The 17,302-nt window shown below is 63.5% G+C and carries 10 protein-coding genes; 6 read left to right on the forward strand and 4 right to left on the reverse strand.

The features are described 5' to 3' along the window. The first annotated feature begins 87 nt into the window (after positions 1-87). From V5E97_RS23765 to V5E97_RS23775, 3 genes are all read left to right on the forward strand, one after another. The gene (locus V5E97_RS23765; protein ID WP_406694033.1) at positions 88-309 is read left to right on the forward strand and encodes a hypothetical protein; all 222 of its coding nucleotides are present in this window, start codon (positions 88-90) and stop codon (positions 307-309) included. 58 nt (positions 310-367) lie between these two features. After that, positions 368-4,399, forward strand: coding sequence for a hypothetical protein (locus V5E97_RS23770; protein WP_406694035.1), 4,032 nt, complete (start codon positions 368-370; stop codon positions 4,397-4,399). Positions 4,400-4,471: 72 nt separating this feature from the next. Beyond that, positions 4,472-4,963 (forward strand): hypothetical protein, encoded by a 492-nt coding sequence (locus V5E97_RS23775; RefSeq protein ID WP_406694036.1) that lies wholly within the window; start codon positions 4,472-4,474, stop codon positions 4,961-4,963. A 139-nt stretch (positions 4,964-5,102) separates the two neighbouring features. Here V5E97_RS23775 and V5E97_RS23780 read toward each other — a convergent pair whose 3' ends face one another. Both V5E97_RS23780 and V5E97_RS23785 read right to left on the reverse strand, forming a co-directional pair. Further along, complete coding sequence (locus V5E97_RS23780) at positions 5,103-6,353, reverse strand: acyltransferase family protein (RefSeq protein ID WP_406701203.1); 1,251 nt, start codon at positions 6,351-6,353, stop codon at positions 5,103-5,105. A gap of 16 nt (positions 6,354-6,369) precedes the next feature. Continuing rightward, the gene (locus V5E97_RS23785; RefSeq protein ID WP_406694037.1) at positions 6,370-7,683 is read right to left on the reverse strand and encodes an alpha/beta hydrolase family protein; all 1,314 of its coding nucleotides are present in this window, start codon (positions 7,681-7,683) and stop codon (positions 6,370-6,372) included. Positions 7,684-7,979: 296 nt separating this feature from the next. On the opposite strand from V5E97_RS23785, the gene V5E97_RS23790 reads away from it, so the two are divergent. The 3 genes from V5E97_RS23790 to V5E97_RS23800 all read left to right on the forward strand — a co-directional run bounded on the left by V5E97_RS23790 (position 7,980) and on the right by V5E97_RS23800 (position 12,112). Further along, a complete protein-coding gene (locus V5E97_RS23790; protein ID WP_406694038.1) occupies positions 7,980-9,593 on the forward strand; it encodes a DUF1549 domain-containing protein in 1,614 nt (537 codons plus the stop codon). Positions 9,594-9,649: 56 nt separating this feature from the next. Next, the gene (locus V5E97_RS23795; RefSeq protein ID WP_406694039.1) at positions 9,650-10,963 is read left to right on the forward strand and encodes a DUF1501 domain-containing protein; all 1,314 of its coding nucleotides are present in this window, start codon (positions 9,650-9,652) and stop codon (positions 10,961-10,963) included. 144 nt (positions 10,964-11,107) lie between these two features. Further along, positions 11,108-12,112 (forward strand): WD40 repeat domain-containing protein, encoded by a 1,005-nt coding sequence (locus tag V5E97_RS23800; RefSeq protein ID WP_406694040.1) that lies wholly within the window; start codon positions 11,108-11,110, stop codon positions 12,110-12,112. A 319-nt stretch (positions 12,113-12,431) separates the two neighbouring features. Here the strand turns inward: V5E97_RS23800 and V5E97_RS23805 are convergent, their stop codons facing one another. Both V5E97_RS23805 and V5E97_RS23810 read right to left on the reverse strand, forming a co-directional pair. Next, positions 12,432-13,700, reverse strand: coding sequence for a sulfotransferase family protein (locus tag V5E97_RS23805; protein ID WP_406694041.1), 1,269 nt, complete (start codon positions 13,698-13,700; stop codon positions 12,432-12,434). A gap of 382 nt (positions 13,701-14,082) precedes the next feature. Further along, the gene (locus V5E97_RS23810; RefSeq protein WP_406694042.1) at positions 14,083-17,211 is read right to left on the reverse strand and encodes a PVC-type heme-binding CxxCH protein; all 3,129 of its coding nucleotides are present in this window, start codon (positions 17,209-17,211) and stop codon (positions 14,083-14,085) included. Positions 17,212-17,302 lie beyond the last annotated feature (91 nt).

Here is a 17,302-nt window from a genome sequence, read left to right on the forward strand (position 1 = left end):
CTGGAACACAGGGAGCCACAAGCTTACGATTGTCAGATGCTCCACATAACGATCCATGACCAGGCACGAGACTCTTCGAAGCCACCGATGAGATGTACGCTGACAAAGCGGTCGATCGAAACGGCGATGCTGGTCCTGCTGATCGTCATGAGCGCTTCGCAAGCGAGTGAACTGCGGGAGGTCCGCGGTCGGGTCGTTGACGACACTGGCCAGCCGGTTGTCCCGGCCCTGGCACCGATTCAAGAGTTCTCCGACCAGAGGCTCGACCTCCTCGAACGGCGGAGTGGTGTCACCTTCAGAATGAGTTAGGGATATCGCTCGCCATCCCCGCCAATCCAACCCGGCAAGGAAGGATGGATTGTTCGCCATGGCCCCAACACGGAATTCTCTTGGCCACCGGGCGGCCCTGCTCGGATCACCCGCCCTCCTGCACTTCAGCCTGTTCGGGGCAACGTTGGGGATCCGTGCTCTGATCGTGTGGATCGCCGGGGGGTGGGATCCGCTCCGCGACCGCTCCGCACGTTGGGGGCCGGCACACCGGGCCATGCGGACGGCAGTCGTCCTAGTGCTGGTGGGTGCGTCGGCGGGCGTCGGCTCCCAGGAGCCGCCCGAGACGCAGCCCGCGAACATCCCGGCCCAGGCGGCCTCGAATCAGCCGCCGGCGAAGGCTCCCGACGCTGACGAGATCGTTCGCCAGTTGGCGGCCCGTTCCACAAACTGGATCATGCCGCCGGCCGCCCTGAAAACACTGGAGTACCGCTTATTCTTCGGGCCGACGGCCACCGCCATCAAGGTCACACGAGGAGAACTCCGGCGTGAGGGAGTCTGGCTGGGGGCGACGCTCCAGGCTGGATTCCGCGAGTTGTTGAGAGCGCCGGCCAACTTCCAGGTTGACGTCAAGCGGGAGGAGGGCGGAAAGTACCTCACGCTTCGGGTCAAGCCGAAGGACGAGCAGCGGCCCATCCGCATTGAAATCGGTAACGGCGTCGAGAATTCCTGGAGCGGCTACCTCTCCCGTTCCGCCCGCGAAGTCACGATTGTCGTCGACGCCAAGCGGCTCGTGCCACTCGAGGAGCAGATCGGTTCGACGACGATTCGCTACGCCGACTGGCAAGAGACAGGCGCTGATAAGTGGATCCCTCGGCAGATCGACGTCAACGACTCCGACATCCACTATCGGATGCACTTCGCTTGGCTGGGCGATGCCGTCTGGTTGCTACGGCTCTCCGAATCGATCCGCCCCGAGGGGACGGTCGTGCTGACCCGCACCCGGGACGTGAAGGTCAACGGCCAGGAAGTCGCGGCTCCGCCGACGAACGCCGAGCAGCGGTCGCAATCGGCGGCTCGTGAGTTGATCGCAATGCTCGACCACAATCGACCGTGGCTCGAAGGCGGCCCGACAGGCTCGGGTTGGCGGCCGCCGTTCCGGACGCTCTCCTACACGTTTCACACTGTCCGCGAAGACGTTCGCGAGGATTGCGTGCTCAGCCAGGCTGGCGAGGCGGTCTTCGAGGTCGCCCACGACGGCCTCGGAAAGATGAAGAGCGGGCTCGGCGACCGGAGGATCGCGTTGAAGACCGCGGAGAGCGCGGTGGCGAAACGAGGGGCCCGGTTCGCCCGCGTCTTTGGCCGGCCTGAGCGAGAGCAAAGGCGGGGGCAACCTTACGACCTTGCCCTCAAGCAATACGCCCGGCTCGGGTGCCAGCTCGACCTGCCACTCTTCCGCTACCGCGATCAACTCGACTTCGCCACGGTCACGATCGAGGACGGCACTCGAGCCGGCCAGCCCTGCCGGGTCGCAACCGTCTCGAACCTTCACGGGACCCACCTCGGTTATGGGACGATGCTCGCCTTTTCGTCCTGGTCGTATATGCACGACATCGTCCCGGCGAAGGAGATCATCGAGATCGATCCGGTCCGAAACGTGCCCATCCACGAGACACTCGTGAGTTCAAGGGATAATCGAACATTTGAGATTGATTATCGTGACTTCGTTGAGGTTGAGCCGGGCCAATGGGCGCCTCGCTCCATCCGGATCGAGGCAAACGACGGATTGACCTGCGAGTATCGGTTCCAGCTCGTGGCCGGCACCCACTGGATGCTTGAAGAGGTTATCTCCTGGTTCAAGGCCGAGGATAAGAGCCGCGGTGTTGTGGAACATGTCCGAATCGACGGCGGGCAGAAATTGCTCGACGAGGCGTTGAAGCAGGTGGAAACGACACGAACTCTGTTTGACGGCGCGGGCGAGGCGGACAGGCGGGTCAACGTCGCGACGGTTCCCTTTTCGCTCGGCCACCCGATCCGAAGTGGCCCCTACGAGATCCGGGTGACCTCCGGTGCCAAGCGGACGGTCGTCGTCTCCGCAACCACGAACGACCGCAACGCGTCCGATACTCTGCCGCTCGCATTCCTTGATGAGAAGCAGCGGTTACTGTTCGCGGCGACGGTCACACTCACGGACCAGGACGGGACGAAGCGAGGTTCCGTATCACTCCGGAGCTCACAGCCCTGGCAGTCGGTTCGATCCATTGCGGTGCCGTCCGGGGATGCGGACTCGATGCGGCAGCCCTTGAGCGTGATCCCGATCCGCTGGGGCGAGCCGTTCGCCGTCAACATCCCCGACGCCAAGGAGGGCGAGGTCGCAAGTTATGGGACCAAGTCGCCACGCGATGCGCTCACACGCGCCTGGCAAGTCCGGCTCGACCGGACGGCTGAGGGCACGGCCAAACTGGCCTTGGATGTCGTGAGCATCGACGGGCCGCAGGAATTCTACCTCGATCTCGCCGTGAGCCTCCTCAGTGAATCCGGAGAGCTCCTCTCGTGCGGACAGCTCGCGACAAGTCTCAAGGTGGTCTCCGAGCCAACGGAACAGCGCTTCGAGATCGACCTGGGAAAGCTCCGGAGTGGGACGCAGCCCAAATACGTGGCCATCGGCATTGCACCCGGCGAACGAATCTCCGCGCCGATGGGCTCGTTGTGGGGAATGTTCGCGCACCCCATCTCCCCATTCGAAATCTCCACGCTGTTGACCGCGCCTGACGAACAAAGCCGGCGGATTGGTCTCGATCGGCTGGACGACTTGAGGATGGAGCGGAGTATCCACGCTGAGTTCACTCGAGACCCATTTTCCAATCCCCAGAGACGCGATGAGCCGTCGCTTCGGCTCACGCAACTGAGGCGGCACACCAAGGCACTTGTCGGAATTCTCGAGGGCCACGACGCCGCCGATGTGAAGGCCGACGCAGCGCGCCTCCTCGCTTACTCAGAGGCGGAAGGAGCGGCCGGCATCCTCGAACCGCTGGCCGCCGACCAGGCTCCGGAAGTCCGTGAAACCGTCGCCACCGGCCTGACGTTCCTGGGAAAATCCAACCATATCACTACCCTTCGATCGATCCTGGAGCGCAAGCCCCCCACCCGCGAAAAGAACAATGACGCCGAACTTGCCGCGGCGAAATCGTTCGATCGCCTCGAGCAGGACGCCCTCATCGCCCTGGCGCACCAGCGTTCCGACGCCGCCGTGGACCAACTGGGCGAGACGCTTCTGGCGGATCTCGAAACCCTGCGGCCCGTGGCCGACGACAAGGGGCAGATTCGTCTTGAGGGCAGAGTCTCCCGGGCTCTTGTCATCAACTCGCTCCTCGGCCGAACAGGTAATCCGCGGGCGGTCCGCTGGCTGATCGCGGCCGCCGATCTCATCGCCCGGCGCCCGGACCTGGCCAAGCATTTCGCCCGGAACGAACTCGTCCGGTCGATGCTCCAGTTCAAGGAGCAGACAAACAACCGCATCGCCGCCGAGCTGGCGACGGGAGACGCGGCCGATGTGTGGGCCCACGCCGTCCGGGAAAGCCGGGACCCTGACTTCCTCAAGCCCATCCGCACCATGCTCCGCCGCAAAGACGTGACGGCCAATGCCACTTACTCAGGGATTCTCTACCTCTGGAACCTCGATACCCCAGAGGCGCTCGATGGTCTCCGCGAGGCATACGAAAGCGGGTTGTTGCGCAATGATGATCCTCACCTCTGGTTGAGGCTCTGCGAGGCGTTGGCCGCGCGAGGCGACGGCCGCGGGCTTGGCGATGCCTTCCAGGTCCTCGTCGACCTGGAACGGCCCATCGAGCCCCCCGCGGAGGAAGAATTGCGACGCAACTGGCAGAATGCCCGAAACGACTGGCTACGGGAAGCCGAGGCGGTTTTCGGACGGTCCTCGAACGAACTTCTCACCGAGTTCGCCCTCCGCAAAGCGGAGACCACCACGCCCCAAGAACGGCGGGTCGTGCTCCGGCTCCTCTGGAGGTTGCCGGAGTTCCCCAAGCCCTTGGCAGCCGTCCTCCCTCAATGGACGAAAGACGCCGATCCTCAGGTTGCCGAACAGGCCAAGCGTCTGCTCGACCGCAACTGACCTCCTGGGGGATGCCGCCCCCCTAAACAATCAACAACATTTCATTTTTCACCATGCCAGGAAATTTACCCCATGATGAGGCCACTGGTCCTAACAGTCGTGTTTTCCGGCCTGCTGCTCGCCGCCGACGAGGCCCCAAGGAGTGATCTCGACAAGTATCAGGGGACCTGGGTCTTGGTCTCCGAGGAGTACGAAGGGAAGCCGGTCCCGGTCGAGGAATTGCTCGAACTCTCCATTCTGGTCCAGGGCAATCAGGTCCCTTCACCGCACAAGGCGCAGACCGCTCGGCGATCGTCACCTTGGATCCGAGCAGGACGCCCAAAACCTACGACCTGCTGCGGGACGACGGCGCCCTATCCCTTAAAGGCATTTACACCTGGGATGGTGAAACCATCAAGATTTGCGCGGCGGAAGACCAAGGGGATCGCCCGACAACGTTCAATACGCAGGCCGGGAGCAAGAATCGGATTCGGGTCTGGAAGCCCAAAAAATAACAACGACCCGCAACCGGGCGAGAATCGCGATGGAATTCCGGCCCAGAGCCATTCCTCGGACTCGCGCTGACCGCGAGGGAATTCCGGCCGGGCCGGCCGTGCTACTGCAAACCCAACTGTTGCGGAAACCGCAAGAATCCTCAGTTCTTTCGCTCGGTCGTGGATCGTTGCTAAAAAAAGGCCGCCCCGAAGATGAATCGCAAACTTGCCTAGACTTTTATAAATAGCTTCCGACGATACATCCAGAAGAGGATCAGCCAGACCACCATCAGGGCGGCCGCACCTTGGACGAGCGGCTCGTACTCCGGCCCGAAGGCAGTGAAGACCTCCTTGCCGAAGTGGGTTTTGAGGTTGGCCGTGATGAAGTCTTCGACCAGCCAGTGGAGGCAGTACGCGGCGATCGAGTTCGTGCCGATGATGATGAGCGGGTAGACAAGCCACCACAGGCCGGCCATATCGACCACGGCATAGAAGGCCGCGAGGATCAGGAAACACCAGCCCGCGCTGTAGAGCACCCAGCTTGGAGTCCAGATCCGCTTCACCACCGGGCAAAAGTCGAGTTCCCCAATCGCAGCACCCAGGAAGAGGCCGATGACGCCTGCCACGGCCAACCAGCCGAGTTTCATCCACGCCTTGCGATCGTCCTTCAGCACGCCCCCCGCGATCAGGCCGAAGATCATCGTGGCGAGCGTGGGAATGAAGCTCAAGGTCGCGTAGCCGCCGCGGTTATCGAGGAACGGGGCTTCGCGCGGAAACAGGTTCATGAACCAGGTATCGAACGCCCAGGCGGCATTGCTGTTCTTGTTCCAGTGCGAGGCGAACCCGCTGAGGTTGTGGTGCCAGTCTTGCGGAACGTCGACACTCGTATAATCAAACTCAGCCCCGGGCGCGGGGTAGAGCGCAAACGCCCCCCAGTAGCCGACCAGGATGACCACCAGCGCAATCCACTGGTCGCGGGCCGGACGAAGACCGAGCAGGAACAGGAACCCGTAGCCCAGACCGATCTGGGTCAGCGTGTCCTCGAACGTGAAGTTCGTCTGGTCCTTGCCCATCGAACGAAGGAATATCCCCAGCAGGATCAGCACGAGCGCCCGCCAGAACGCGTGGCCCGCCATCCGAATCGTGGACTGACCGCGCGCAAGCCGACTGGCGATCGAGAATGGCAAGGCCACTCCGACCAAGAACGAGAACGCAGGCTGGATCAGGTCGTGCAACGAGCAGCCAACCCACTCGACATGCTGCTGATGGCGGCTCAAGAGCGCCCAGAACTCACTCTTCGGAAACGACTTCGCAACTCGCGAAAGCTGAAGCCACTCCGCCAGTAGCAGAAACATCACAAAGCCACGAAACGCGTCGATCGAGGCCAGCCGGCGCGGCGGTGCTGAGCCGGAACCGTCAGGGGGTTTCGGCACGTTGACGGGACGATCGCCGGCGGCGGGAGACGGTGAATTCGGGGACATCATTCCATTCTCAAAGTCACTTGGAGACGGCAGGCTTTCCGAGTTGCCTGTCGGCATAGTCGAGGAAGACCTTCCAGTCGTCCTTCCCCATCGAATGCTTCCCCGGTCGAATATGGTAGCCGAGCCTGCTGTCGATCAGCCTACCGGGTTCCGGCATCCGATCGGCTTCGAGCCCCTCAACCTCCAGAAAACGATAAACGGGGTCGGCCCCTTTGAGAACCTCAAACTGTCCTTCGGGATTGGCCCAGGTGTCGTCAACCGCATTGGTGAAGAGCACCGGGCGCGGGGCGACCAACGCCACCAGGCCGTTCTGGTCAAATGGGAGCCGGTCGGGCTGGTCGTTGAATTCCTTGAACGCGGCATCGAACCAGTGCGGAAAGCTCGTATTGATCCGTTTGACCGACTCACCAACCTTGCCACGGCTGGGCGCCGTGCCGCCGCAGCCCGCCTGGTGGGGAATCGCCAGGGCAATCCGCTCGTCGAACGCAGCGGCCACGATCGCCGCCTTGCCCAGGCGGGAATGGCCGACGACGGAAATCTTCGACTTGTCGATATCCTTATTCGTAATCAAGTAGTCGACGGCCCTGTGCAAGCCCCAGGCCCAGGCGGCGACCGTCGCCCAGTCGTGCGGGCCGGGCTTCGACTGCCCCGGCTTGTAGTAGTGAGGAATGATCCCATCGGTGAAGTCAGGATGGTCGGGGGCGACGTCACCGCTGTAGAAAGTCGCAACGGCGTAGCCACGATCGATCACATCCTCAATCGACCACACGTTAATCTGCGAGCCTCGCCCCACGTCGGTCGCCCGGTTGTCCTTGCAGCCCGGGCAGTTCTTCGGCATCCAGGACGACGGCAAGGCGACCCCCGGGTCATTGACCACCGTGTGGTTGCCGCAGAAGTTGATCCCAAGGAATACCGGCGCAGGGCCTTCTCTGTGGTTCGGCACCACGAGCAGCAAGTAGATCTCCGGAGTAGCCGCCGGCCCGAACGCAATCGCCACTTCCTTCTTGGTCGCCTTGCCGCCGAAATAGTTGGGGTCCACTCGCGCTACGGTCGTTTCGATCTTTGCGGGCGCAGGGGGCATCTGGCCATACATATAGTACTGAAAGAGGGCCTTCAACTCCGGCCTGCGTTTGGCGAGCCATTCCTCCTTGCTGGCAACGCGATGGCCATCGAGCATCACGAGCGGGTCGGGAAGGCTGGTCTGCGAAGGCAGTTGCGAGGCCTCGGGAAAACCGGCGAAAGCGACGGGCGCCCCGACGAGAAATGTGAGTGCCGCAAGGACCAGAAGCCTTGGACCCGTTCTCGCTTCCGAAATCGACGTAACGACCATCGGTGGGGGCTCCAGTGTGACGTCGTGGGAAGATCGGCCGCGCCGACCGCTTCTTCGTGCCTGCGCCATGTTACAGGGAGGTTCGTGGAACGCCAGACGAGAGCGGCTTTCGAAAGATTTGAGTGGCGTCAATCCGCCGCGAGGTATAGTTTAACATTCATTGAAGGTCCTTGAGATCTCCCCAGGGCAACGGTTCGCCGGACGTCTCAGCCCTTGAGGTTTGGCGCGGTTGCCACTGCCAAGGATCCCACTCGCCCGTTCGGCCCTTGCCTGAAGGTCGCTCACCGAGGGATGCCATGAGGAGAATTCCGCGCCTGGCCCTCACCATCTTCACCGCGATTCTCGCGGTCGAATCCAATGCTCGGGCCGTTGACATTCTACCGGCCGATCGGCCGATTCCCGAGGTCGTCGACTTCTATCTCGACGCCAAGCTGAGCCAGGAGGGGGTCAAGCCCGCCGCCGCGACCGAGGACACCGGCCTGATCCGTCGGCTGACCCTCGACCTGATCGGGCGGATCCCGACCGAGGCTGAGATGCGTGCCTACCTCGAGTCGACCAGCCCGGAGAAACCGCTCGAACTCATCGACCGGCTGATGGCGTCGCCCGCCTACGTGCAACACCAGGCCAATGAACTCGACGCCATGATGATGGCCGGAACCCGAGGCAGCCTCCGCGATTACCTCAATCGGGCCCTCAAGGAAGATCGCCCCTGGGATCAAATCTTCCGCGAGATCATCCTGGCCGACGAGAGCCAGCCGGGCCTCAAGGGAGCAGGGAACTACCTCAAGCCGAGGGCCAAGGACCTGGATCGCCTGACCAGCGACGTCAGCTCAACTTTTTTCGGTGTGGATGTCAGTTGCGCAAAATGCCACGACCACCCGCGCGTCGTCGACTGGAAGCAGGACCATTACTACGGGATGAAGTCCTTCTTCGCCCGCACCTACGAAGCCGGCACGTTCCTCGGTGAGAACGACTACGGAAGTGTCAAGTTCCAGACGACCGACGGCGAGGAACGGCAGGCCCGGCTCATGTTTTTGACCGGCCGGATCGTCGACACCCCGGCGGTGAAAGAGCCGTCCAAGGAGGAGCAGAAAGAGGAAAAGCGACGGCTCGCCGAGGCCAAGAAAAAGAAGGAGCCCCCGCCCGCCCCCAAGTTCAGTGCCCGGGCGCAACTGGTGGACGTCGCGCTCCGGCCCGGCGAACGCGATTTTTTCGCGAACGCGATCGTCAATCGCCTCTGGTACCGATTTTTCGGGACGGGGCTCGTGATGCCCCTGGATCAGATGCACTCGGCAAACCCGCCGAGCCATCCCGAATTGCTCTCGTGGCTGGCCCGGGACCTGGTCGAGCACCGCTACGACCTCCGCCGACTGATCCGCGGATTGGTCCTGAGCCGAGCCTATGCACGCACCAGCCTCTGGCAGGATGGCGAAGCCCCTGACCCTCGCCTGTTCGGCGTCGCCGCGGTTCGGCCCCTGACTCCCTTGCAGCTTGCGACCTCGATGTGGGTGGCCACCACCGATCCCTCGGCGCTCCCGGCCAGCCTGACCCCGGGGAAACTCGAGGCCGAGCTCGACGACCGGGCCCGAGGGCTCGCGAGCGCCCTCGCCAAGCCAGGGGAGGACTACCAGATCGGCGTCTCCGAAGCCCTCTTAATGAGCAACGGCGATCGCATTCAAGAACTCCTGGCCGATCGCAAAGAACGGCTGGTGGCCCGACTCGCACAGATCGACGACGGTGACGAGCGAGTCGCCATTGCGGTCCGCAACATCCTCTCTCGCCCGCCGGCCGACGATGAGGCTTCGCTCCTGGGCGATTTCCTCGCGCAGCGCAGCGACCGGCAAGTCGAAGGGATCCGCCAGCTCGTCTGGGTGCTCTTGACGAGCGCGGAGTTCCGGTTCAATCACTAAACAATATCTCAACTTTTCTTCTTAAACATTGACGACTACGAATCGGGGGCACCTCGATGGCCAGCGACCGACGCGCCAACTTTTGCGGTTCACCCGCGCACGCGATGGATCGGCGTCGTTTCCTCGGCACGGCGGCCGCCGGTGCGGCGGCGTTCGCGGCCGACATGACGGTGCTCGACGTGCTCAAGGAGCCAGCCCTGGCCCGGGAGATCAAATCCCAGGGGAAGCGCGTCATCCTGCTCTGGCTGGCGGGCGGGGCGAGCCAGCTCGAGACCTGGGACCCCAAGCCGGGCGCGGCGACCGGTGGCCCGTTCCGGGCGATCTCAACGTCGGTCCCCGGCATCCAGATCTCCGAGCTCATGCCCAAGATGGCCAAGCGGATGGAGCAAACCTGCATCATCCGCTCGTTGAACACGAAGAACGGCGATCACGGCAGCGGCGCCCGTCTGATGATGCGCGGCCGCATGGACGACCCAAGCCTTCGCTATCCCGACCTGGGCGCCGTGCTAGCCCGTGAGCTCGGCCAGTCCGACAGTAAGGTGCCCGACTACGTCTCGTTCTACTCCGCGACCGAAGGCCGCGACTTCGCCCCGGGCTCGAGCGGATTCCTCGGTTCGCGATACGCGCCGATGGAACTGACCACAAGCATGATCCCGGAGAACATCCGTCGCGCAGCCGAGCTTTCCGACCTCGACCACCGTCAGCGTGGCGAACTGCGCGAGCTGCTCAGCAAACGGTTCGAGCGCGGTCGGTCGTCGAACGCGTTGGGGAGCCACAACGAGGCCTATCAACGCGTCCGCGGCCTGATGGCTAGTGAGACGCTCTTCGACATCACGAAAGAGACGCAGCGGGTCCGCGACCTCTACGGCCCCACTCAGTTCGGCGAGCAAGCCCTGGTCGCTCGCCGCTTGATCGAGGCGGGGGTGCCGTTCGTCCGGGTCGGCCGCGCCTGGTGGGACAGCCACGGCCAGAACTTCGAAACCCACCAGGAGCTCGTCCCCGAGCTCGATCACGTCATGGCCACCCTCCTTGATGACCTGGACCAGCGCGGGCTGCTCGAAGACACCCTGGTGATCACGCTCGCCGAATTCGGCCGCACCCCCTCGATCAACCCCAGCCTGGGACGCGACCACTTTGCCTCCGCCTGGAGTGCCACCCTCTCCGGCTGCGGCATCAAAGGGGGTTCCGTCTTCGGCAAGACCGACGCGACCGGCAACGCCGTCGTCGACGGTGAGGTCGGAGCCGCCGAACTGTTCGCCACGATCTACCAGGCACTCGGCATCAACCCGCAAAAGAACTACTTCGTGAATTCGCGGCCGGTGCCCCTCACCGAGCCGGATACCGAGGCAATTGCCGACGTGCTGGCCTGAGAAATCAGGTCCTTATTCCAAAATATCAGGGTGGGCCATGCCCACCTTGACACAGAAACAGAGCCTTGTACGTGCTCGGTACTTGACGTTACCGCTCAAACGCATTGTTCCCGCGGCGAGTTCGCCTTACGAGGTCTTCGTCCCATGGCTACCCTGAATCCCGAGACGCTCAAGGTCGTCAAAGAATTCTCACGTCGGGAAGTTGTCTTCGCAGTCGAACGGATCCCCGACACGCGCCGGCTGGTGTTCGGGGGGTCGGACTTCAAGGTCCACGACATCGACCTCGCCGCCGACAAACCGGAGGCTCGCGAACTCGGGAGCCATGAGAGTTACGTCACCGGGCTTGCACTGGCGGGCGTCATGGCCGTCTCGGGGAGCTATGACGGGCGTTTGATCTGGTGGGACCTCGACGCCCGAGCGAAGGTCCGCACCGTCGATGCTCACTCCAAGTGGATCCGGGGCGTGGCCGCCACGCGCGATGGCAAGCGGGTCGCCAGCGTGGCCGATGACATGGTCTGCCGGATCTGGGATGCCGAGACCGGCTCGAAGCTCCACGAGCTCCGCGGCCATGCCGAGACCACCCCGCACCACTTTCCGTCGATGCTCTTCGCTTGCGCATTCTCACCCGACGGCCGCCAGGTGGCTACCGGCGACAAGGTCGGCCGCGTGGTCGTCTGGGACGTCGAGTCGGGCCAGTCCACAGCCACGCTGGAAGCCCCTGGGATGTACACCTGGGACCCGGTCCAGCGCCGTCATTCGATCGGCGGCATCCGCTCGCTGGCCTTCTCGCCCGACGGCACAAGGCTGGCGGTCGGTGGCATCGGCAAGATCAGCAACATCGACCATCTCGACGGCAAGGCCCGGGTCGAGGTCTTCGACTGGCGCAAGGGGGAGCGGACCCATGAATTCGTCGACGACAAGGTCAAGGGCCTGGTCGAGCGCCTCGAGTTCCACCCCGCGGGAGATTGGCTGATCGCCGCCGGAGGGGACAACGCCGGCTTCCTGATGTTCCTCGACCTCAAGACCAAGGCCGTCCTCACTCAGGAGAAGGCCCCGATGCACGTCCACGACACGTCGTTCGACGAATCGTCAGGCACCCTCGTAGCAGCGGGGCACAACAAGATTGCCCTCTTCGAAATGAAAGGCTGATCCTCACTCTTTCCGTCCAGCCCAACAATTCTCACCAACGATGAAACACACAATCAGAGATTTTCTATTTTCATAGCCATGCAAAAACATGGCTCGAAACCAGGATCAGGCTCCGTATTGGTTTATATTCAACGATCCGTGTCTGGGCGAGAATCTCGATAGATTTCCGGCCCGGCCGTATCCCCCTCGGCCCAGGCCCATTTCTCAGACGATCGCCGACCCCGAGGGAATTACGGCCGGGCCGGCCGTGCTACTGCAAACCAACCCGTGGCGGAAACTGCAAAAATATCGGTTCTTTGGCTCTGTCGCGGATCGTTGTTTATGTTTGCGGCGAGGAGGAGCGAGCCAAGGAACGGGTCCACTCGCGGTATCGGGAGAATCGGCGGTTCACCACGTCTGAGTCGAGGCCGAACTGCTCGAGAGTGTAGCGATGGACACCGTGCTTGTGCTGCGGGTTCTCGGCCAGCCAGCGCCTCATCCTGGCCGCGAACTCGTCATCGTATGAATATCCGAAATATTGCCGGACTGCGCGGACCGTCTCGACCGGATCGGCCAGAAGCGACGCATAGGTCACGTCGAAAAACCGGGCCGGGTCGGCCGTGGCACGAGCATCGATTGCGCGTTCGGTTCCTTGGGCCATCGCCTCGGTGAATTCCGCTCCCAGGCGTCTCAGATCGACACGGTCGGACGTGATCCCCCGGACGGCGGAGGCCAGGCTGCAGAGCGAAGGCAGAACCTGAAGCGGATCACGGTGGATCTGAACGATGCAGGCGTCCGGGAAGACGGCGAGGAGGGAGTCGAGACCATAAATGTGGGCGGGCGCCTTGAGCAGCCAAGGGTCACCCGGCCACTGCCACGAGAGGAGCTGGAGTTGGCGGCGAAGGTAACGATAGGGCTCGAGCAAGCTCTGCTCGTTCATCCATTCCACGTACTGAGGTACGTCGAACAGGAATCCGTTGACGCCGGCGATAAATCCATGCGCAAACAGATTATTGCATTCTTCAGGGCTATCGGCATCGAACAGGTGGGCGGCTCGGATCCGAGGAGCCAGCGAATTCAACAGGCCGATCTGCTTCCGGGCCTGCGCAATCCGTGGGTCGGTCAGGCGGGTCTCGTAGCGAGGTGACGGCGAAGGCGCTAACGTCTCCCAGAGGTACAGCGGGCGACCGCCAGGGTCCTCACACATCAGGCGATGAAGGAAGGTCGTTCCACTCCGAGGCAGCCCGGTAATGAACAGAGGACGGCGGATCGGTGTGCTGAGAATCTCGGGGTGGCGTTTCAGGTCGTCCTGAATCCGCAGGCGGTTCGTCAGAGCGGCAACGCAGTATTCCCGGAAGAAGATCCGGCCGAAGGTGTGAGCGGGCCCTTGCGTCTCGAACGCGTCGACCAAGGCCCTGAGCCCTTCTCGAAAGCCGTCGTCGCCCCAGTCCGAAAGGCCCGCCCGGCGCTGGGCCGAGGCCAGCAAGGAGTCGGGGTCGAGCCGAGGCCGGAGCACACCAACGCGCCTCAGTCCCCCCCCTACCCCGTTGAGCAGTCGCATCCAGGCCGGCCGATGGGGGCGATCCCAGATTGGTTCCCCCGTCGTCATCAATGATCCTGGGCCGGGAACTGAGCCCGTATTCTCAATCTCGGTCGCCATGATGCTCGACTCGCTCCTCGGTGTTGAAGGAGTCCGATCATTGGGAAATAAAGAAGCCTTGACCTTTGAATTTCCAACGAATCACAACCGCATTCCGGGACGGCCGTTTCCCTTTCGGCCCATGGCCATCACTCGGACTCGCGCCGAGACTGAGGGAATTATGGCCGAACCGGGCTACTCCAAGGGAATTACGGCCGGGCCGGCCGTGCTACTGCGTGTTTTTTTCAACGACCCGCCATAGAGCTAGGAATCCCCCTCGTTCCCACGGTCCCCCGTGGGAACGAGTAGTGGGAGGCTTCCTAGCCCTGTATCGGGTCGTTGATTTTTTGAATTACTGACAGGCTTTGAGGAACGCGATCAGGTCGGCCAGTTCCTTCGCGGAGAGTTGCTGATCGAGTCCGGCCGGCATGACCGAGACCGAACCGGGGCGGATTTCTTCGATATCGTCCCTGGCGATGCGTGCCTCCTGGTCGGGACCGGTGGCGAGCACGATCTCGTCGGGGGCATCCTTGCGGGGAAGGCCGTTGAAGACCTTGCCGTCCTTGGTCGCAATGCTCAGCGGCTCGAAGCTCCGCACGAAGCTTGCGCTCGGAAAGAGAATCGCCTCGAGCAGGTCGCGCTCGGTGCGGATCTTGCCGATATGGGTGAGGTCAGGGCCAACCTTACCCCCCAGGTAGCCGATGGCGTGACAGGAGACGCAGGCCGCTCGGGTGCTATTGAACACCGCCTGACCGCGTCTGACGTCGCCACCGGAGATCGTCGCCAGGAATCCCTCGAGCCGCGCCTTCTGGCTCGCCGCGTCCGCGTTCAGTCCCGCGTAGAGCGCTTCCGCCTCGGTCTGGACTTTCGCGTTGTACTTCGCCAAGCGAGGCTTGATCATCTCGACCCGAAGCGTGGTCCGGGCCGGTGACTCCTCCAGCGCCTTGACCAGCTTCAACCCAACCTGTTCGTCGTGGCTATGCTCGAAGGCCGAAATCAAGCGATCGATCTCGAGCGGGCCTGCGTCCTTGACGGTGTTGGTCAGGTCCGCGAGTTGATCGGTCGTCAACCTGGCATTCGCGATCACGTCGGCGGCCGCGCTTCGGATCGCGACGGAGCGGTCGGGGGCCAGTTCACCGCGAAGAAAGGTCAAGAGGACCGCGTCGACTTCGGGGAGACCGCCCGGCACAGCCGCCAGCGCCTCGAGACGAACCTCGGCCGGCGTTGCCTCCCGGCTCGCCACCTGGAGCAAGGCCGAGGCAAGCGTCCGCGAGCGAGACTTGGGGGTCTGCAAGGCTCGGCTGGTTGCAATGGCCTGGCGGCTCAATGCGAGGTCCGCGCCCGAGAGGACTTCGATCAAGCCCGGCTCCCAGCCGTCGAACGCTTCGCGGCGACCCGATTCGGCCATCGCTCGCAGCGCAATTCGCTTGGTCTCCGACGAGGCGTCCGCATCGCGCAACGGCTCGCCCAGCAACGCCTGGATCGGCGCGGAGTGGGCCAATCGGGCAAGTTGAACGCTGAGTTCGTCCGCTTCGGCCGCTGCTAACCCCTTTTCATTCAGGCGCTGGCGAAATGAGCCGACCAAAGTCGCGGCCCACTCGGGATGCCGGCCGGCAATCCAGGACGCAGTTTCCCGGACGAGTGGATCGGTCGAGGCGAGACCGGGCGCGACGTCCTCGGCCTTGAGGCCACCCCCCTCCATCTGATCGAGAGCCACCAGCGCGGCACGACGGGTCCTGACGTTCTGGCTCTGAAGTCCGGCCGCCGTTCCGCTCGGGTCAGCGATCTCGATGAGTGCGTACGTCAGCGAATGTTCAAGCACCCGATCCGCCGGCACTCCGGCCGCCTCGAGCAGGGCCGGCACAACGCCTTCGCCGCCGATCCTCCCAAGGGCCTCGGCCGCGGCACGGCGGTTGGCCGCCTCGCGATCCTTGAGCACGCCGAGCAGGGGCGGGGACGCATCGCGGTCCCGCCAGACGCTCGCGGAGTGGATCGCGGCCAGGCGGACGGTCGCATCAGCATCCGCCAGGGCCTGGCGAACGGCCACGCGGGCCTCGGGGCGATCGACTCGCGTCGCGGCCCAGACGGCGTTTCGCCGCAACTCGGCCGAGCGGCCGACTCGGATCGCTTCGGCGAGCGCGGAGACGCTCGGTTCACCTTGCTTACCCAGCAGGTGGATCGCTCGCGCACGAACCGCGGGGCGGGGGTCGTCCAGTCGCTTGGCGAGTTCGACGGCGGTCGGGTGGGTCCAATCCAGCTTCAACCCGCGCGGGTCGTCGATCCGCGGTGCCCCCTTGCGACGCACCCGGTAGATCGCCCCGAGCACGTTCGGCTTGCCGATCTGCGAGGTCGGGCAGCAGAGCTTGTACCAACCGCCGGTGTCGAGCACGACCAGGCTGCCGTCAGCATCGTCCCGGACGTCGGTGGGGTGGAAGTCATGGTCGGCCTCGGGAGAGACCAGGAAGTCTTCGTCACGGGTCGTATAGGTCGCGCCACTCGGCTCGAGAACGTGCCTCGTGACCTTCTGCATGTTGAAGAGGGCAGCGAACAGGTTGTCGCGATAGCCGGGGCCGAAGGCATCGGACTCGTAGCGGGTGAGGCCGGACGGAGCGGCGGCGCCGAGATGGGTGAGCGGCGGCATCAGCTCGGGGCCGGTCTTGGGATGCGCGTTCAGCACCGCGTCGTGAACCTTACCGTAGACACCGCCGTAAACCGCATGAATCAGACCGTCGCGGCGACCGCCGCCAGGGATCTGCAGGAAAGTCGTCGTGAAGATCCGCTCCCCCCCCGCGGTGAAGACGACGTCAACCGGGTTATCCATCCCGCCGGTCATCACCGGCTCGATCAGCGACCCTTCCGGTCGACGGCGAAAAATATGTGAGGCTTTCGTGACAAACGGCGAACGGCCCGGCCGCTCGTAAGTCTGCTCGGCGAACGCCCCCTTGCACCAGTAAATCCAGCCGTCGAGGCCGAGGTAAGGGCCGTGCAGGTCGTTGGCGCAGCCGGTGAGGGTTTTCCCCTGGAACCACTCGGTGCGTTGATCGGCGACACCATCGCCATCGGTGTCGGTGAGTTTCCAGAGGCTCGGGGGGGCCGCGACGTAGAGGGAGCCGTCGTGCCACATGGTCCCCTCGGGGAACATCATCCGATCGGCGAACACAGTGCGTTTGTCGTACCGGCCGTCGCCATCGGTGTCCTCGAGCCGCAAGATGCGGTGGGTCCGATCCACAACCTGCTTGACGACCGGATCGTTGGACCCCGACGAGTCGGAAACGTAGAGCCGGCCTTCCTCATCAAAATCGGCGGTGATCGGTCGATCGACCAGGGGTGGCCCGGCGATGAGTTCCATCTCGAAACCATCGGCCAAGGTGAATGTGCGGCCGTTCAGCTTGAACTCGCCCGCCGTCGCGGCTGAGAGCCAGGCGCAAAGTAACAGGGCAGCGAGAGCGAACGGAGCATTCACGCGTGTAGGTCGACTCATAGGTGGGGATTCCAAGGTGGGATGGGCACTTCAAAACCGTGCAACGATCAGAGCCGATCGTCGTCGCCGAACTTGAGGAGAGTATCAAGGT

This window comes from Singulisphaera photorubra (assembly GCF_045290345.1).
Taxonomy (GTDB): domain Bacteria; phylum Planctomycetota; class Planctomycetia; order Isosphaerales; family Isosphaeraceae; genus Singulisphaera.